This window comes from Streptomyces sp. NPDC048565, from assembly GCF_040650935.1.
Taxonomy (GTDB): domain Bacteria; phylum Actinomycetota; class Actinomycetes; order Streptomycetales; family Streptomycetaceae; genus Streptomyces.
This window is the reverse complement of record NZ_JBEZIH010000022.1, coordinates 21,665-38,551: the sequence shown is the minus strand read 5'-3', so window position 1 is coordinate 38,551 and position 16,887 is coordinate 21,665. Positions and strand designations below refer to the sequence as shown.

Annotated in this window: 10 protein-coding genes; 4 read left to right on the top strand and 6 right to left on the bottom strand. The window is 73.5% G+C overall.

The window, feature by feature from the left end:
* Positions 1-147: 147 nt before the first annotated feature.
* The gene (locus AB0C75_RS24870; protein ID WP_362893904.1) at positions 148-1,377 is read left to right on the top strand and encodes a helix-turn-helix domain-containing protein; all 1,230 of its coding nucleotides are present in this window, start codon (positions 148-150) and stop codon (positions 1,375-1,377) included.
* Positions 1,378-1,525: 148 nt separating this feature from the next.
* Here AB0C75_RS24870 and AB0C75_RS24865 read toward each other — a convergent pair whose 3' ends face one another.
* From AB0C75_RS24865 to AB0C75_RS24850, 4 genes are all read right to left on the bottom strand, one after another.
* On the bottom strand, positions 1,526-2,536 hold the full coding sequence (locus AB0C75_RS24865; RefSeq protein ID WP_362893903.1) for an alpha/beta hydrolase: 1,011 nt from the start codon (positions 2,534-2,536) through the stop codon (positions 1,526-1,528).
* 239 nt (positions 2,537-2,775) lie between these two features.
* Complete coding sequence (locus tag AB0C75_RS24860; RefSeq protein ID WP_362893902.1) at positions 2,776-3,195, bottom strand: RidA family protein; 420 nt, start codon at positions 3,193-3,195, stop codon at positions 2,776-2,778.
* Between the two features lie 89 nt (positions 3,196-3,284).
* Positions 3,285-4,457, bottom strand: a complete 1,173-nt coding sequence (locus tag AB0C75_RS24855) for a cytochrome P450 (RefSeq protein ID WP_362893901.1) — start codon at positions 4,455-4,457, stop codon at positions 3,285-3,287.
* Positions 4,454-7,657 carry an amino acid adenylation domain-containing protein gene (locus AB0C75_RS24850; protein ID WP_362893900.1) on the bottom strand — a complete coding sequence of 1,068 codons (3,204 nt, stop codon included), beginning with the start codon at positions 7,655-7,657 and terminating at the stop codon, positions 4,454-4,456. The genes AB0C75_RS24855 and AB0C75_RS24850 overlap by 4 nt, the downstream gene beginning before the upstream one ends.
* 183 nt (positions 7,658-7,840) lie before the next feature.
* Here AB0C75_RS24850 and AB0C75_RS24845 point away from each other — a divergent pair, with 183 nt between their 5' ends.
* On the top strand, positions 7,841-10,816 hold the full coding sequence (locus AB0C75_RS24845; protein ID WP_362893899.1) for a type I polyketide synthase: 2,976 nt from the start codon (positions 7,841-7,843) through the stop codon (positions 10,814-10,816).
* A gap of 91 nt (positions 10,817-10,907) precedes the next feature.
* On the opposite strand, the gene AB0C75_RS24840 is transcribed toward AB0C75_RS24845, so the two are convergent.
* Together AB0C75_RS24840 and AB0C75_RS24835 are read right to left on the bottom strand one after the other, a co-directional pair.
* Positions 10,908-12,911 (bottom strand): prolyl oligopeptidase family serine peptidase, encoded by a 2,004-nt coding sequence (locus AB0C75_RS24840; protein WP_362893898.1) that lies wholly within the window; start codon positions 12,909-12,911, stop codon positions 10,908-10,910.
* A 43-nt stretch (positions 12,912-12,954) separates the two neighbouring features.
* Positions 12,955-13,851 (bottom strand): TauD/TfdA family dioxygenase, encoded by an 897-nt coding sequence (locus AB0C75_RS24835; RefSeq protein ID WP_362893897.1) that lies wholly within the window; start codon positions 13,849-13,851, stop codon positions 12,955-12,957.
* Between the two features lie 180 nt (positions 13,852-14,031).
* Here AB0C75_RS24835 and AB0C75_RS24830 point away from each other — a divergent pair, with 180 nt between their 5' ends.
* Both AB0C75_RS24830 and AB0C75_RS24825 read left to right on the top strand, forming a co-directional pair.
* Positions 14,032-16,044 carry a non-ribosomal peptide synthetase gene (locus AB0C75_RS24830; RefSeq protein ID WP_362893896.1) on the top strand — a complete coding sequence of 671 codons (2,013 nt, stop codon included), beginning with the start codon at positions 14,032-14,034 and terminating at the stop codon, positions 16,042-16,044.
* Positions 16,041-16,835, top strand: coding sequence for a thioesterase domain-containing protein (locus tag AB0C75_RS24825; RefSeq protein WP_362893895.1), 795 nt, complete (start codon positions 16,041-16,043; stop codon positions 16,833-16,835). The genes AB0C75_RS24830 and AB0C75_RS24825 overlap by 4 nt, the downstream gene beginning before the upstream one ends.
* Positions 16,836-16,887 lie beyond the last annotated feature (52 nt).

Sequence of the window (16,887 nt, the reverse complement as noted above, 5' to 3'; positions counted from 1 at the left end):
GGTTTGCGGGGGTGTGGGGCGAGCTGAGGGGCCTGTAAGGCACGAAGCGGGCAAGTTATTTGCCAGCGGGTTCGGAGGGAGCTACGATGCCTACTGAAGCGTTCGGGGGCGATCAGCTGTATTTGATAATTGATTGACAGGATTCATATGACAGACGAGTCGTCTTTCGGGGCGCGCCTCAAGGCTCTGAGGCTCCAGCGGGGACTATCCCAGGCTTCGCTGGCCGGCGAGGAGATTTCCACCGGATATCTGTCGCGCCTGGAGTCGGGTGCGCGCCGGCCCACCGAGCGAGTGCTCACCTACCTCGCCAAACAGCTGGGCGTGGACCGCACGGCCTTCGACGCCATGCCCGCCGCGGCCCCCGCCATGGGCGGCAGCTCGCTGACGCGGGCGCTGAGCATCGCGGCCTCCTCCGACAGCGACGAGTCCGTCGAGGAACTCATCGACGTACTCGCGGCCGGAGGGGCGGAGGATCCGTCCCTCCGCTGGCAGGCCCTGTGGGTGATCGCCGGATACCGGTCCCGCCACGGCGAGCGAGCCGAGGAGCAGGCATGCCTGGAGGAGCTGGCCCAAGTGGCCGATGAGCTCGGGTTCCCCGCGCTGCAGTGCCGGTCCGACACTCGGCTTGCCCGGTGCCTGCGCTCGGTGGGGGAGGTCGACCGGGCACTCGAACTCGCCGAGAGCGCGTACCGCGTCGCCAGGGACGCCGGCCTCTCCGTCGACGACACCGGGACTGCCCTGCTGGCGCTGGTGTCAGCCGAGGCGGAGTCCGGCCGGCTGACCGACGCCAGGGTGCACGCCCAGGAACTCGTCGAACTCGTGGCGGGCAGGTCGGACGCACTGCGCGCCGAGGCCCTGTGGTCGGCGGCCACCGTCTGCTCCCGCCAAGGGGACGACGAGGCCGTACACGCGTACCTGGAACAGGCCATGCAGGAGCTCGACAGCCGTGTCGACCCCGTGCTGTGGGCGCGGCTCAGACTCGCCGCGGCCTCGCTGTACCTGCAGTCCAGGCCCGTCCTCACCCAGAAGGCCCGCACGTGCCTGACGCAGGCCGAGGCGGCGCTCTCGCTCATCGGTACGCCGGCCCACCAGCAGGAACTGCTGGTGATCCAGGCCCACCTCGCGTTCGAGGACGGCCGCTACGCGGACGCCCGCTCCGCCCACGACCGGCTGGATTTCGACAACCTGCGGCTCACCTACCGCGACCGGATCCGGCTGCAGACGCTCGATAGCCTGCTGCTGATCGTCGAGGGCCACCAGCAGCAGGGGCGCGCCCGGCTGAAGGAGCTGGGCGAGGAAGCCCGCCGTGCCTCGAACATGGACCTGGCCGCCGAGATCTGGCGAGTCCTGGCCGAGACGCTGGAGAACGCCGAGTAGGCGAGCACCGACCGGAGCTGACCGGCCGCGAACGCCGCCGGCAGCGCGCTTACGGACATGCCTCGGGGCCCTGACTCAAGTCGGGGCCCCGAGGCATCGGTGTCGACGGGCACGGGTGTCGGCCGACAGGACAGGAGCGGCGCAACCCTCACCCGGCGAGTACGCGGCGCATCCACGCCACCCGCGCCCGGTGCGCGGCCCGTGAGACGACCGCGTCCGGAACCCACTCGTCGAAGCTGTGGAAAGCCCCTGACCACACGTGGAGTTCGGCCTCGCCACCGGTCTGCCAGATACGGGACGCGTAGGCGATCCCCTCGTCGCGCAGCGCCTCCACGGAACCGACCTCGATGAAGGCCGGTGGAAGGCCGGAAAGGTCCTCGGCCCGGTTCGGGGCCGCGTAGCAGGAGACTCCCGGCGCGCCGCGCCGCTCGCCCAGCAGGGCAGTCCATCCCGCCCGGTTGGACTCTCCGTCCCAGAGCCCCACCCGCGCCATCTGCCCGGCCGAGAACGTGCCGCACCGGTCGTCGAGCATCGGGAACTGCAGTACCTGGCCCACCGGGCGTGGACCGGAGCGGTCCCGCGCCAGCAGCGCGAGGCCCGCGGCGAGTGCCCCGCCGGCGCTGTTGCCGCTGAGGAAGACGCGGTCCGGGTCGAGGCCGAGGTCTCCGGCGTGCTCCGCCAGCCAGCACAGCCCGGCGTAGCAGTCCTCCACCGGCGCCGGGTCCGGGTGCTCCGGCGCCAGCCGGTACTCGACGGAGACCACGGCCGCCCCCAGCTCCTGGGCCCGGTCCAGCTCGCCGACCAGTTCGGTGCTGCGGTGACTGCCGGCCACCATGCCGCCGCCGTGCATGTGGTAGATGACCGGCACGGGCCCCGCGACCGACGCCGGCCGGCAGATCAGCAGGGTGATCGGGGGAGTGCCGGCCGGGCCGGGCACCGATCGCTCCTCGATCAGATACGCCCCGTCACGGCGTATCTGATCGTCGCTCAGCCGCCCCGAGGCGGAGCGAAGGCGCCGGTCCGGGATCAGCTCGGGGGTCAGGGGCATCGGGAGCTCGTCGAGGATCCGGTGGATCGGCTCGGCCAGGTCGGTGTCGAAGGGCGGCGGCGGAGCCTGCAGCCCGGCCTGCCGGAGGGAGGGGGAGGTGGTGGGAGGCATGGTGTCCTGCCTTTCAGGTATGGGCGCTCTGGTCGTTCGCAGGACCTCGACCACAGCGGTGCGCTGTTGATCGGCCTGCTGGGCCGGCCACCCCTCCGGCTCCCGCGCGCCGACGCCTCGACGTCGGGTGCGCGGTGAGGCGCGACGGAGGGTGCGCGGTGAGGCGCGACGGAGGGTGCTTTCGCGTGTCGCTTCTCGTTACGGGAGCGGCGGCACGAGGGAGAGGCTCCTTGTCCGGGCTACTCGATGGGGAGCAGGGCGAGAGCGTCCACTTCAAGCAGCAGATCGGGGCGGTAGAGCGCCACGATCTGGACCACCGTGCTCGTCGGCGGGCGCTCGGAGTCGATGAACTCGTCGCGTGCTGCCAGGATGTGGGGGACGAAGGCGATGTCGGTGACGAAGTAGGTCAGCTTGATGACGTCGTTGAACGTCGCTCCGGCAGCGGCGAGGCAGCGCTCCATGTTGGTGAAGACCTGCCGGGCCTGAGCCGTGGGGTCACCGGGGCCGACCAGTTCGCCGTCGGTGTCGAAGGCCATCTGGCCGGCGATCGCGGCCACCCGTCCAGGCCCGGTGATCACATGGGTGTACCCGGAGCTGGGGGCGACCCCGGCGGGGTGCGACAGATGCACGAGGCCGGGCATCTTCTTCTTGTCCGTCATGTCTTCACTCCTGGACGGGTCGTGAGGTGGGTGGGATTGCGGTAGCAGGAAGGTGTACGAGGGAGGGGCGCCACGGTCCCGGGAGGCCGTCACTTCGCAGTGAGACGCACCGGCAGCGTCTCGGGGCCGCCCACCTCGATGGAGCGCAGCCGTCGGACAGGGCCGCTCTGTTCGATCCGGCTCACGGTGTCGAGCAGTTCCGTGAACAGGACGCGCATCTCGGCCCTCGCCAGCGTGCTGCCGATGCAGAAGTGCTCCCCGGCGGCCAGGGAGATGTGCCGGTTCGGGCTGCGGGTGATGTCGAAGCGATACGGATCGGTGAACACGTCCTCGTCGCGGTTGGCCGAGGGCAGCCACAGGGCGATGCGGTCGCCGGCCTCGATCCGCGTGCCCCGGATCTCCACGGAGCGGGTGGCGACCCGCATGCTGTGCGTCGCGCTGGAAGTCCAGCGCAGGATCTCCTCGATGGTGCCGGGCATCAGGCTCCGGTCGGCGGCCAGCCGCTGCCACTGGCCGGGGTGCTCCAGGAAGGCTTGCATGCCCCCGATCAGGGCCAGCCGACCGTTCTCGGTGGCCCCGATGAGGTTCTCGCAGTTGAAGACTGCCTCCTCCTCGGTCAGCAGTTCCCCGTCCACCGTGCCGTTGACGAGGGCGCTCACCAGGTCGTCGGTCGGCTCCTCCATCCGCCGGTAGAGCAGCTCCATGAAGTACTCGACGAGCATGGGGTGGGAGACCAGCGACGTATGGGCCTCGAATGCCTCGTTCGTCCACCGGTACAGGTTCTCGTGGTCCCGCTCGGGGATGCCCAGGATGTGGCAGATCACCGACAGTGACAGCCGTCCTGCCACGTCGTCCGCGAAATCGCACGTGCCGAGTTGCACGGCCCGCCCGAGGACCCTGCGCGTCGCCGCCCGGATGTAGACCTCCAGGCCCCGTACCGCGCGGGTGTTGAACCAGTCCGCCATCAGACCGCGCAGCTGCTTGTGCCGCGGGGCGTCGGTCAGAGCGAGCGTCATACCGCCGCCCGGGTCATCGCCGGCGCGCAGCAGTACGCCGCGCGCCGAGCTGAAGGCTGCCGCGTCCCGGTACACCGACCGGATGTCCTCATGACGGGTCAGCGACCAGAACGCGGGCAGTTCCGCCGCCTCGTGGCGGTGCACCGGGGCGTGCGCGCGCATCCACTGCCACACGGCGTGCGGATCACCGCAGGCGTGCAGGCCGGGGTCGGTCAGCAGGGCGGGCGATACGGCGGTCGTTGTCATGGCGTGACTCCTGGGAAGAGGGTGCGCACACGCTCCGTGAGGCGCTTGGAGACTTCCCGGGCGGTGCTCTCCGCGACGGCTTCGGGCCGGAAGGCGGTGTGCACGAACAGTCCGCCGTCGTCCGCGGGCCACAGCTCGGTGTGCAGTTCGAGGGGCAGGTCCAAGTAGGGCTGTCGCAGCAAGGTGGTCTTCGCGCCCACGAGTTCCAGCCTCGGAGCGAGGTTGTTCTGGTAGGCGAAGAGGGTCTGGTACAGCGGGGGCCGGCGGCTGCGCGGCGGATCCACCAGAGCCAGGACGTCCGGGAACGGCACGTCCTGAGCGGCGAAGGCGCGTGCGGTGGTCCTGGCGACCCGCGCGACTGCGGCCCCGTCGCCGTCCAGGGCTGCCCCGCGCAGCCGCAGGGCCAGCATGTTGATGTGGCATCCGACAGCGCGCTCCAGTTCCGCGCCGTCGCGCTGGGAGACAGGGACGCCGACGGCGAAGTCCCGCTGCCCGGTCGCCTCCGACAGGCTCGCCGCCCACAGGGAGAGCAGGACGACGAAACGGGTGACCCCCGCCGCGGTGGCCGCGGCGTCGACCCCGGCCAGGTCCTCGGCGTCCAGTACGGCCTCGACCAGCCCCGGCGCCCTCGCCTCCGCCGCCTCGGGGCCGACCGGCGGCCACCTCACCTCCGGTACATCGGTCAAATCGGCCCGCAGGAAAGCGTGGTGGCTCCCCGCCGCGGCCTCCCGCAGATGCGCCTCGCGCTCCCGGTGCACCGCCGCCAGCGTGGGTCGGGGGCCCAGTACGGGGGTACCGGAGCCCACCGCCGTGCGGTACGCGGCGCTCAGGTCGTCGGCGAGGATCCCCTCCGACCAGCCGTCGAAGGCGACGTGATGTACCACGCAGCCGAAGACCGCGGTGCTCACGCCCGGCTCCGGGCCGGTGACGGGAACCAGGACGGTGCGCCACACCTCCCCGACATCTGGGGCCAGTTCCCCGGAGAGCTCGGCGCGGGCCGCGCGTACGGACGCGGCGACGGACTCCCTGGCGGGCAGCACCTCCAGGGGCGGCGGGGGGATGTCCACGAGTTCCGCGGCGGGCCGCGGATCGAGTACGTACGCGGCGCGCAGGGACTCGTGCCGCCGGTGCACCTCGGCGACGGCCGCCTCCAGTGCGGCACGGGACAGTTCGCCGTCGATGGCCCAGGTCAGCAGGCAGTGTCCCGTACGGTCCGCCGGATCCAGCAACTGCGGTGTGAGGTACATCAACTGCATGGCCGACAGGGGAGTGTCGGAGGAGCCCGCGGAGTCGGTGTGGCCGGCCGGCGCGGCGGCGCCGTCGGAGCCCGCGGCGGCCGGAGCCGGAGCCTGCGCGGCGGCCAGCCTGCGGGCGAGGCCCGAGGCCGTCGGATCTTGGTACAGCCAGGAGACCGGGACCGGCCGGGACAGCCCGGCCGCGAGCCGTGCGCAGAGCCGGCCCGCGCCGAGCGAGGTCCCGCCGAGGTGGACGAAGGGCACATCGAGTGGGACCTCGGCGAGTTCCAGGACGGAGGCGAAGCACTCCGCGACGGCCCGCAGCACGGGGTCGTGCAGCTCGGAGGGCCGGATGCCGGGCGGGGCCGGGTGCGCGGCCTCCCGCGGCAGGCCGCCGGGAGCGTCCGGCCCGGCCGCCTCGGCCAGCGCAAGCAGGGCCCGTTCGTCCAGCTTGCCCTGCGTGGTGACGGGGAAGGCGTCGACGCTGACCACCGCGGCTGGCCGCTGGTAGGCGACCAGGGCCCCGCCCAGCACGGCGAGCGCGCCGTCCAGCGGGTCCCCCTGCCGCACCGGCACACAGAAGGCGACCAGTTCGCGCTCGCCGTGCGCGGTGTTGCCGCGGGCCAGCACCCGGCAGTGCCGCACGGCAGGCAGGAGTCGCTCCAGCTGGCGCTCGACCTCCGCCGGCTCGACGCGGTGGCCGCGGATCTTCAGCTGCCGGTCGGACCGGCCCCGGTAGTGCAGCAGACCGTCCGGGTCCCAGCGGCCGAGGTCTCCGGTGCGGTAGACCCGCACCTCGCGCCCGTCGATGCGTACGTCGGTGAACTTCCGCGCGGTCAGCGCGTCATCGCCCAGGTAGCCGAGCGCCAGCCCGTCGCCCGCGAGGCAGATCTCCCCGGTCTCCTCCACCGCGCACGGCCGGGTCCCGTCCAGGACGTGGACCTGCGTACCGGGCACCGGACGCCCGAGGGGAATGCCCCCGGCGAGGTCGCAGTCGGGTGCCGTGACGCGGTGTGTGGTGGCGAAGACCGTGGACTCGACCGGGCCGTAGCCGTTGAGCAGTGCGATGCCCGGGTGCCGGCGCAGGAACCGGCGGACGTGGCCGGCCGAGAGCCTCTCGCCGCCGATCGCGACCTGACGCAGACCGCCGAAGGCGTCCGGGGCCTCGTCCACGATCATGTTGAACAGGCTGCTGGTCAGCCAGACGGTGTCCGCGCCGTGCCGGGACGCCGCGTCGCGCAGGGCCACGGGGGAGAGGTAGGGGTCCGTCACGATCAGCGAAGTGCCGCCGTTGAGCAGCACCGACCACAGTTCGAGTGAGAAGGCGTCCCAAGGGGTGGCGGCGGCCAGCGGCATCACCGTGCCGGCGGTGAACTCGGCGAAGGTACCCGGCTGGAAGAGGCGTGCGGTCGCCCGGTGCGGGCTGAGCACGCCCTTGGGCCGGCCCGTGGTCCCGGAGGTGAAGAAGACGCACGCCGGATCGCCGGAGCCGACGGCCACGGGCGTGAAGCCGGCGGGGACGGCCGCCCTTCCTGCTGCCTTCCCGGAGGGCGGCGACCACACGGGCAGCGGGTGGCCTTCCGGCGCTTCCCGGCCGTCGCCGGCGATAAGGAGGGGCGGCCGCAGGTCGCGCAGCACGTCCCGCAGTCGGTCCGCGGGCCAGTCGGGGGCCAGCAGGGCGTAGGCCGCCCCGGCCTTCAGGACCGCGAGGAGTGCGGTGACCAGCTCCGTGCTCCTCGGCAGCAGTACGGGCACCAGTGCGCCGGGGATGACACCCGCGGCGACGAGCCCCGCGGCCCAGGCGTCGGCCGTCGCGTCGAGCTCCGCGTACGTGGTCGCGCGGTGTCCTTCGACGAGGGCGACCGCCTCGGGGCGCGCCGCCGCCCTGCGGGCGAACGCCTCGTGCAGTCCCCCGCCGGGCGCGGTGTTCCGCGGGCCGGCAGTCCATTTCGGGTCTGGTCGCACGCCGTCCTTCTCCCCTCTCTGTTCCGGATGCCCACCGGTCAGGCAACTTGATGGCAATGACATTGCCATCAAGTTGCCTTGTCTGGCAACCTTGCTGATCCGTACTGGCGGGCTTCCGGCGCGGGCCGGGACCAGCGCCCCGCGGCCCCGCAGGGCGCCGCAGGGTCGACAGAAGGTGGGCACATGACGCGCGACCGTTCCCTCGACATAGCCGTGACCGGGGTTTCCGGCCGGTTTCCCGGCTCCTCCGATCTGGCCGGGTGGTGGGAGGCGCTCGTGAAGGGACGAGTCCTCACCACGCGGTTCGACAAACGAAGGCTGCGCGAGGCCGGGGTGCCCCAGAGCCTGGTGGACGACCCCGATTTCGTGCCGGTGCACGGGCATCTCGCCGACGCCGACCGCTTCGAGAACGCCCTGTTCCGGGTGAGCCCGCGCGAGGCCGAGATGATGGACCCGCAGCACCGGCTGATGCTGGAGTGCGCGTGGGCGGCCCTGGAGGACGCGGGGACCAGCCCTCCGGACACCACGCTCACCACCGGCGTGTACGCCTCCGCCAGCGGCAGCGGCTACCTGCGCGCCATGCTGGCCGGAGGCGGGCTGGACCCCATGACCCTCGAAGACGCCATCCACGGCAACGAGCCGGACTTCATGGCGAGCCTCATCTCCTACAAGCTCGATCTGACCGGGCCCGCGATCGCCGTCCAGACCGCCTGCTCCTCCTCCCTGGTCGCCCTCCACACGGCCGTCCAGGCGCTGCTGAACGGCGAATGCGACCAGGCCCTCGTGGTGGGCGCCGGCGTTGCCCACCCCCAGGCCGGGCACCTGCACGTGTCCGGCGGGATCCACAGCGCCGCGGGGGCCTGCCGGCCGTTCGACGAACACGCCGACGGCGTGGTGGCGGGCTCCGGGGTGGCTTGCGTCGTCCTACGGCGACTGGAGGACTCGCTCGCGGACGGTGTGGAGCCGTACGGCGTCGTCCTCGGCACCGCCGTCAACAACGACGGGTCGGCCAAGGCCGGTTACTACGCCCCCTCCGCCGACGGACAGGAAGCCGTCATCCGGGCTGCCCTGGAGGCCGCGGACGTCGACGGCGCGAGCATCGGCTACCTGGAGACGCACGGGACCGGCACCCGGGTCGGTGACCCCATCGAGTGGTCCGCCGCCTCGTCTGCCCTGCGCACCGCGGGTGCCGCCCCCGGCCAGGTCGCCGTGGGGGCGCTCAAGGCGAACACCGGCCACCTCGACAACGCCGCGGGGCTCGCCGGACTGATCAAGGCCCTGTTCGTCGTACGCGAGGGCGTGATCCCGCCAGTCGCCGGATTCACCCGGCTGAACCCCTTGCTGGACACGGAGGACTCACCGCTGTACGTCCCCGGCGCCGCGGCGCCGTGGTCAGGCCCCGAGCCGAGGCGGGCCGGGGTCAGCTCCTTCGGTGTGGGCGGCACGAACGCGCACGCCGTCGTCGAGGCGCCGCCCGCCCCCGCGCCCCGGTCCGACGGGCAGGACCAGTCCCGGGCCGGGTACCTCGCCCTGCTCTCCGCAGCGGACGGTGAGGCCCTCGCGCGCTCCGCCGACCGCCTCGGCCGCCACCTCGTCGCCCACACCCCGGCGCCGGCCGACGTCACCCGCACCCTCGCCACCGGCCGGGCCGCCCTGCCCGAACGCCTCGCCGTGGCGGGCCGGACCACCGCCGACCTCGCCGACCGCCTCACCGCCCCCGCAGGTACCGGCGTCGCGCGCGGCCGCACCCCTGAGGCCGGCCCGGCCCCCCTCGTTCTCGCCTTCCCCGGCCAGGGAGCCCAGCGCCCGGGCATGGCCCTGCCGTTCTCCCAGGCCCTGCCCGGCTTCGCCGAGTCCCTCACCGAGTGCCTCGGAGCGTTCGAGCCCGGCCTGGCCGTCGAGCTCGAACGCGCGCTGCACGACCCCGGATTCCCCGAGCAGGAGCTCGCCCGGACCCGGCTGGCCCAGCCCGCGCTCTTCGCGGTCGAGTACGCGGTCGCCGCGGCGCTGCGCCGCCTCGGCCTGGTCCCGCAGGCCGTGATCGGCCACAGCCTCGGCGAGGTCACTGCCGCCTGTGTGGCGGGCGTGCTGGAACTGCCCGACGCGGCCCGGTTCGTGACCCTGCGCGGGCGCGCCATGCAGGACTGCCCGGAGGGCGCCATGCTGGCCCTCGCCTGCGGCGAGGACACGGCCCGCGAACTGCTGGCCGCCGCCGGCCTGCCCCTGGAGCTCGCGGCGGTCAACTCCCCCGACGGCACCGTAGTGGCCGGCACCCCCGAGGCGGTCGGGGAGCTCGACACCTGGCTCGCCGGACGTACCGCCACGCAGCGGCTGCGCACCACGCGGGCCTTCCACTCGGCCCTGATCGAGCCGGCCGTCCCGCTGCTCGCCGCGGAGCTGTCCCGGATCGCCGTGCACCCGCCGACGCTCCCGTGGGCCGCCAACGACGGTCGGTTCCTCCTGCCCGGTACCGAAGTCGCGCCGGACTTCTTCGCCGCCGCTGCCCGCAACCCCGTTCGGTTCACCCAGGCCCTCGACGCCCTCGCGCGGTACCTCCCCGGCGCACTGGTCGTGGAGGCAGGCCCCGGCCGTACGCTGTCGGCCCTGGCGGAGGCCGCGGACCTGGCCGCCGTCCCACTTGCCACCGGCCGCGCCGCCAGTGCCGAGGACGTGCTCACCGCGCTGGGGGCGCTCTGGACGATGGGCCAGCCGCTCGCCGCCGACCGCCTCTGCGGCCGGGGCCGCCCCGTACGCCTGCCCGGCTACTCCTTCGCGGGGCCGCGCCGGACCGCGCCTGAGGCCGTGCCGCCGTCGGACGCCCGCTGCCGCATCGAGGGCGCCCCCGGGCCGGCGGCCCCGCGGCCCGAGCCCGTCGACGCCGGTGGGCGGCCCGCCGCCCCGGGCCCCCTCGACGTGCCCGCGCGGGTCGCCGGGCTCTGGGCGGAGCTGCTCGGTCATCAGGAGATCGCCGAGAGCGCCGACTTCTTCGCGCTGGGCGGCGACTCCCTGCTCGTCACCCGCCTCGCGCGCAGGCTCAGTGCCGAGCTGGGCGTACGGGTCCCGATCCGCGAACTGCTCCTCGCCCGTACGCTCGACCGACAGGCGGAGGTCGTCGCCGCTCTCGCCGCCTCGGCGCCGTCCCCCGCCGCGGCCGGCTGACCACACGCGAGCGCCCGCACACGGAGGCCGCCCCCGGATCATCCGGGGGCGGCCTCCGTGTGCGGGCGGGGGAGTTCGGCGGCGCCGACCGTCAGGCCCGCCGGGCCGCCGAGAGGTCGGTCCGGGGTATGCCCGGCGCCTCGAAGCCGAAGACCTGCCCGTAGGCGGAGAGCTCGGCGTGCAGACAGGCGACAACGGTCTGCGCCATGCGGAAGCCGTGCTGCTCGTCCTTGAACGCGAGGTATGCGTGCGGCACTCCGTTCTCCCGCATCCGCTCCAGGAACCGTTCGGTCTGTTGCGGGGGACACACGGTGTCCTCAAGCCCCTGCAGCAGCACGAACGGCGCGCGCACCCGGTCGGCGCGCCGCAGCGGCGACACCTGTGCGTAGCGCGCGGCGGCCTGCGGCCACGGGCCGATCAGGCTTTCGAGGTAGCGGGACTCGAAGTCGTGCGTGCCCTGCGCACGCCACTCCTCCGGGTCCAGGAGCGGAAAATAGATCCCGGCGACCCGGTACAGCTCCGGTTCGGCGGCCAGCGAGGCGGCGGCGGTCCAGCCGCCCGCGCTGCCGCCGCGGATGCCGATGCGCCCGGGGTCGGCCTTTCCCTGTGCGACCAGTCCGCGGATCGCGGTCGCGCAGTCGCGTACGTCGACCACGCCCCAGCCCTCCCTCAGCCGTTCGCGGTAGGCGCGCCCGAAACCGGTGGATCCGCCGTACTGGACGTCCACCACGCCGATGCCCCGACTGGTGAAGAAGGCGGTGGAGAGGTCTGCCACCAGCTGGCTGCGGGTGGTGGGACCGCCGTGCGCCTGCACCACGTACGGGGGCAGTTCCCCCTCCGGAGCGGTGAAGCCGGGGTGGTGTGGCGGGTACACGTACGCGTGCACCTCCTCGCCCTCCGGGCCGCGGAACACCGTGTGGTGGCCCGGAGGCAAGTGGTCCGCGTACGAGGTGTCCGCGGCGCGCAGCACCTCCGGTGCCCCACGGTCCTGCCCGATCAGCAGCAGCTCGCCCCGGCTGCGCGGACCGGCGGCCGAGGCCACCACCCGGCGGCCGTCGGTGGCCAGTGCCGCCCATTCCGTGAGCTCCTCGCGGCCGTCCAGGTCCCGCAGCGAGCCGTCGGCCTCCAGCAGCGCGAGCCGCCGCGCGCCCACCCCGTGCGTGACGAACATCCGGCCGCCGCCCACCGGGAGGAACCACTGCGCGCCGATGCGCCACAGCGCCTCGCCGAACTCCTCCTCCCGCGCGCACAGCGGACGCGCGGAGCCGTCGAGGCCCAGTTCGTACAGGTTCCACCAGCCGGTGGTGTCGCTCAGCACGTACAGCACGCCGGGCCGGTCCGGGGCCCACTCCGCCTGGCTCACGGCGACGCCGGGCCCGCCCGTCAGCACGCGGGCGGGGCCCAGCGTGCCGTCCGGGCCGACCGGCGCGCACATCAGCTCCGTACCGTCCCAGGGCATCCGCGGATGGTCCCACCCGAGCCAGCACGCGTACCGGCCGTCCGGGGAGACCTTGGGGCCGGTCATCAGGTGGTGGCTCGCGGCCAGGACCCGCACGGCCGCCGGATCCGTGGCCGCCGAGCCGTCCAGCGGCAGGGCGACCAGGTCCCGGCGGACCTGGGCGCGGTCCGGGGTGAGGGCGACCTCGCGCAGGCACCAGACCTCGTCCCCGACGAGGGAGAAGTCGGCGTAGTGCGCCCCGCCGGGCAGCGCGGGCTCCGGGCTGATCGGCTCTGGACCGATCGATTCCTGTGGGCCGCCGGGCACCGCCCGGTACACCCGCTGGTCGTCCCAGTGGGTGAACACGAACCCGGCGGCAGGGTCCGCACCCAGCGGCAGCCACGGCCGCCCGCCGTACTCGATGACCCGGGTGCGCACGTTCCACCCGGGCCCCAGTACGTCGCCGACCGCGCCGTCGGGCGCCCGGCGCACCAGCACCACACGTCCCGACTCGCCGGGGCGCCACTCGGTCCACCACACCTCCTCGCCGACGAAGGCGGGCCACTCGACCTTCTTCTGTCCGGCGGCCGCCGCGTCGGCGCCGATCGGTGAGGTCCAGGTTCCGTAAGGGGACGTGCGCACCTGTGTCTCCGTCATGTCAGAGGTTGTGGTCTGTCGCGTCCGGGCGGCGCCCGGACGCTCAGTCCCGGCCCGTGCTGTAGGCGGAGGTGTCGCCGCGCAGGGCCACGCTGGGCCGGCCGTCCACGCCGACCGGCGTGGGGGCCACGACGGTGACGCGCTCGCCGCGGCGGTACTGGTTGCCGTAGTCGTAGATGGCGTAGTGCGCCGTCGACTGGTTGTCCCACATGGCGATGTCGCCGACCCGCCACTGCCAGCGCACGGTGTGCTCCGGCTTGATCAGGTACTCCTGCATGACCCTGATCAGGTCGCGGGAGGCCTGCGGGGCGTACCCCACCACCCGGCGGGCGAACCCGCCGAGCAGCAGCGACCGTTCGCCCGTCTCGGGGTGGACCCGGACCGCGGGGTGCTCCGCCTCGTACGGGGTCGAGATGTAGGCCCCGCGCTCGATGACGGTGTCGTCGGTGAAGTCGCAGTCGTTGCTGTGGACTATCCGCAGCTGGTCGGCGAACTGGCGCAGCTCCGCGGGCATGCTGGCGTACGCGGCAGCGGCGTTGGCCCACACGGTGTCCCCGCCCACCGGGGGGATCACCTTGCTGTGCAGGAACGCGAAGGCGGGCGGGCGTTCGATGAACGTGAGGTCCGTGTGCCAGTGGTTGGCACGGGTGCCCTGCTTCGAGTCCATCTCGCGCAGGTTCGGACGGCCGTCGGGGGCGTCGTAGATCGGGTGCCCGAGCGTCAGCTTGCCGAAGCGCGAGGCGAAGACGGTCTGCGCGGCGTAGTCCAGGTCCTGGTCGCGCAGGAACACCACCTTGTACTGGAGCAGGGCGGCGCGGATCCGGGCCACCGTCTCGTCGCTCAGCTCGCCGCCCGCATCCACGCCGCCGATTACGGCGCCGACGTTCCCGGTCAGCGGAGTGACCGTCACTCCGGTCTGCTCCCGCAGGGTTTCAGTCATGGTTCTTGCCCTTCCCATGGCGAATTCCGGGTCACCGGGCGTCCGGTTCACCGGATTGACTTTCCACAGCTGGCAAGAGGTTGCCATAATTGTGACTCATCTGGCAATGTTGTCAGGCATGAAGCTCCTGAAGACGCGGACCGGCTCTTTGCCGTCTCGACGAACAGCGGAGGACTCCTGATGGCCACGCCGACTCTGATCGCCCCTCCGGGGCCCCCGGCCGGCGCGCCCCGCCCCACCGGAGAGGGCGAGCCCCTGCCCGTCGGCTCGCGGCCGCCGGTGCACGAACTCGTCGCGGAATTCGCCCGGGCCGCCCCCGCCCGCACCGCCGTCAGCAGCGGCGCGAGAAGCATCACGTACGGGGACCTGGATGCCTGGGCCGCAGGCGTCGAGGCCGCGCTCACCGAGGTCGGTGTCCGCCACGGCGGACGCGTCGGCGTGCTCGTCGAGCCGTCCCTCGCGATGGTCGCCGCGGTACTCGGCACGATGCGCTGCGGAGCCGCCTACGTACCCGTGGACGTCTCACACCCCGATCTGCGCCTCACCGACATCCTGACGGACGCCCAAGTGGACGCCGTCCTCGTCACCGACGCCTTCCGCCCCCGCCTCAGCGGACTGGACGTCCCCCTCGTCGACACCGGGTCCGCCGCCCAGGAACCGGCGGCCGGTCCCGCGGGCGGCGCGGCCCGCAGCCGCGAGCCGGAGTCGCCCGGCGTCCCGGTCGCGGCCGACGACGCCGCGTACCTGATCTACACCTCGGGCAGCACAGGCGAGCCCAAGGGCGTCGTCGTCGAACACGGCCAGCTGGCGGCCTCCACCCTGGCCCGCCGCACGGTCTACCCCGGCCGGCCCGTCTTCCTGCTCGTCTCCCCGCTGGCCTTTGACTCGTCGGTGGCCGGGCTCTGGGGCACCCTCACCGCAGGTGGTCACCTGGTCGTCGCCACCCCGGACGAAGTCCGCGACCCGGAGCTGCTGGTCGAACTCATCGAGCGCCACCAGGTCACCCAACTGCTGTGCGTGCCCTCCCTCTACAGCGTCCTGCTCGACGCCGCGCGCTCCCTCGGGGGCGAGCGTCTGAGTTCCCTGGAGACCGTCGTCGTCGCGGGCGAACCCCTGCCGCCCGAACTCGTCGACCGCCACTTCGCCCTGCGCACCGCCCCCACCGTGCTGGTCAACGAGTACGGACCCACCGAGGCGACGGTCTGGGCCAGTTACCGGCGCTTCGACGCCCCCGGCCCCGTCTCCATCGGCAGGGCGGTCCCCGGTGCACGGCTCCATCTGCTCGACGACCAACTGCGTCCGGTGCCGCCGGGCACCGAGGGCGAGCTGTTCATCGGCGGTGCCGGGGTGTCCCGCGGCTACCACGGCCGGCCGGAGGCCACCGCCCACGCCTTCCTCGACGATCCGTTCGCGGCCACGCCCGGAGCCCGGATGTACCGCACGGGCGACCGCGCCCGCTGGAACGCCGACGGCACCCTCGCCTTCCTCGGCCGCCGCGACCATCAGGTCAAGGTCCGCGGCCACCGGGTGGAACTCCCGGTGGTCGAGGCGCACTTGTCCGCCCTGCCCGGCGTACGGGAGGCCGTCGTCGTCCCGGACGCCGCCGGCACCTCCCTGACCGGCTTCGTCCTCGCCCCGTCCGACCCGGTACCGGCCCCCGAATCCCTGCGCGAGCAGCTCGCCACCCGGCTGTCGGCCGCCATGGTCCCCGCTCGGATCGTCTGCCTCGACGCGTTTCCCCGCACCGTCAACGGCAAGGCGGACCGGGTGGCTCTGCGGGCCCGGGCCGATGAACGATCCGCCGCCATCGCCGCCGCTCCCGAAGCCGCCGCCCCTGACGCCGCCGCGCCGACGCCCCCGGGCGACCTGACCGCACAGGTTGCCGCCGCCTGGGCCGAGGTCCTGAAGGCCCCGCACGTGCCGCTGGACGTCAACTTCTTCGACCTCGGCGGCCACTCCCTCGCGATGTTCCAGCTCCGTGAGGCCCTGGAAAGCCATACCGGCAAACGGCCGCCGGTGATCGCGCTGTTCAAGCACACCACCGTCGCCGCGCAGGTCGCGATGCTGCGCGACGGCGACGGTTCCGTCGAGGGCGCCGACGGCACCGGCTCGGCCGCGCGCCGCACCGCCGCGCGCCGCGCCCGCGTCCTGCGCGCCCGACGGCAGGACCCGGCTCAGGAGGCCGCCAAGTGACCACCGACCTCATGACTCCGCACCCCGCGACCACCGACACCGCCCTGTGGCTGCACCGCACCGCCCCGGTCGCCGCCCCGGTCGCCCGCCTGATCTGCTTCCCCCACGCCGGGGGATCCGCGTCCTTCTTCCGGGACTGGGGTCACCGGATCCCCGGGGTCGAGGTGTACGCCGTCCGCTACCCCGGCCGCGCCGAGCGCCTTGCCGAGCCGGTGGCGCCCGATCTGCGCGACCTTGCCCGGGCCATCGCCGACGCCGTGGCCGTCCTCGCCGACCGCCCCCTCGCCCTGTTCGGCCACAGCATGGGCGCACCGATCGCCCTGGAGACCGCGGCGGCGCTGGAGGCCCGAGGGATCGACCCCGTCCACCTGTTCGCGTCGGGCTCTCGCGACGCCCCGTACCCGTCCCCCGAGGACTGGGCCGACCCGGACGAGGAGGACGACCCGGCCGTCATCGAACGCCTTCTCACCCTCGGCGGCACCGACCCCGAACTGGCCGCCGACCCGGAGTTCCAGGAGCTGGTCCTGCCGTACGTACGGGCGGACGCGCACATGTTCCACGCCTACGCCCCCGGCTCCACACCCGGGACTGCCCCGCGCGTGCGGTGTCCGGTCACCACCCTCACCGGCGACGCCGACGCGGACGCCGACTGCCGGCCCTGGAGCGAGCTGACCACGGGCGGCGTCCGTGAACAGGGCGTGCTGGGCGACCACTTCTACCTGGTCACCCAGCCTCCCCACGCCCTGATCCGGGAAACCCTGGCCGGGGCGCCCGGCCCGGCGGCCGGCTGACCCGCCGCATCCAGCACCCCCTTGCTCACCCGCCCCCGTCGAGGAACCCGGA

Coding starts and splice junctions, on each gene's coding strand:
- AB0C75_RS24840 (WP_362893898.1), bottom strand. CDS start 12,911: ATGACGGAGACACAGGTGCGCACGTCCCCTTACGGAACCTGGACCTCA.
- AB0C75_RS24855 (WP_362893901.1), bottom strand. CDS start 4,457: ATGACAACGACCGCCGTATCGCCCGCCCTGCTGACCGACCCCGGCCTG.
- AB0C75_RS24835 (WP_362893897.1), bottom strand. CDS start 13,851: ATGACTGAAACCCTGCGGGAGCAGACCGGAGTGACGGTCACTCCGCTG.
- AB0C75_RS24870 (WP_362893904.1), top strand. CDS start 148: ATGACAGACGAGTCGTCTTTCGGGGCGCGCCTCAAGGCTCTGAGGCTC.
- AB0C75_RS24830 (WP_362893896.1), top strand. CDS start 14,032: ATGGCCACGCCGACTCTGATCGCCCCTCCGGGGCCCCCGGCCGGCGCG.
- AB0C75_RS24845 (WP_362893899.1), top strand. CDS start 7,841: ATGACGCGCGACCGTTCCCTCGACATAGCCGTGACCGGGGTTTCCGGC.
- AB0C75_RS24865 (WP_362893903.1), bottom strand. CDS start 2,536: ATGCCTCCCACCACCTCCCCCTCCCTCCGGCAGGCCGGGCTGCAGGCT.
- AB0C75_RS24860 (WP_362893902.1), bottom strand. CDS start 3,195: ATGACGGACAAGAAGAAGATGCCCGGCCTCGTGCATCTGTCGCACCCC.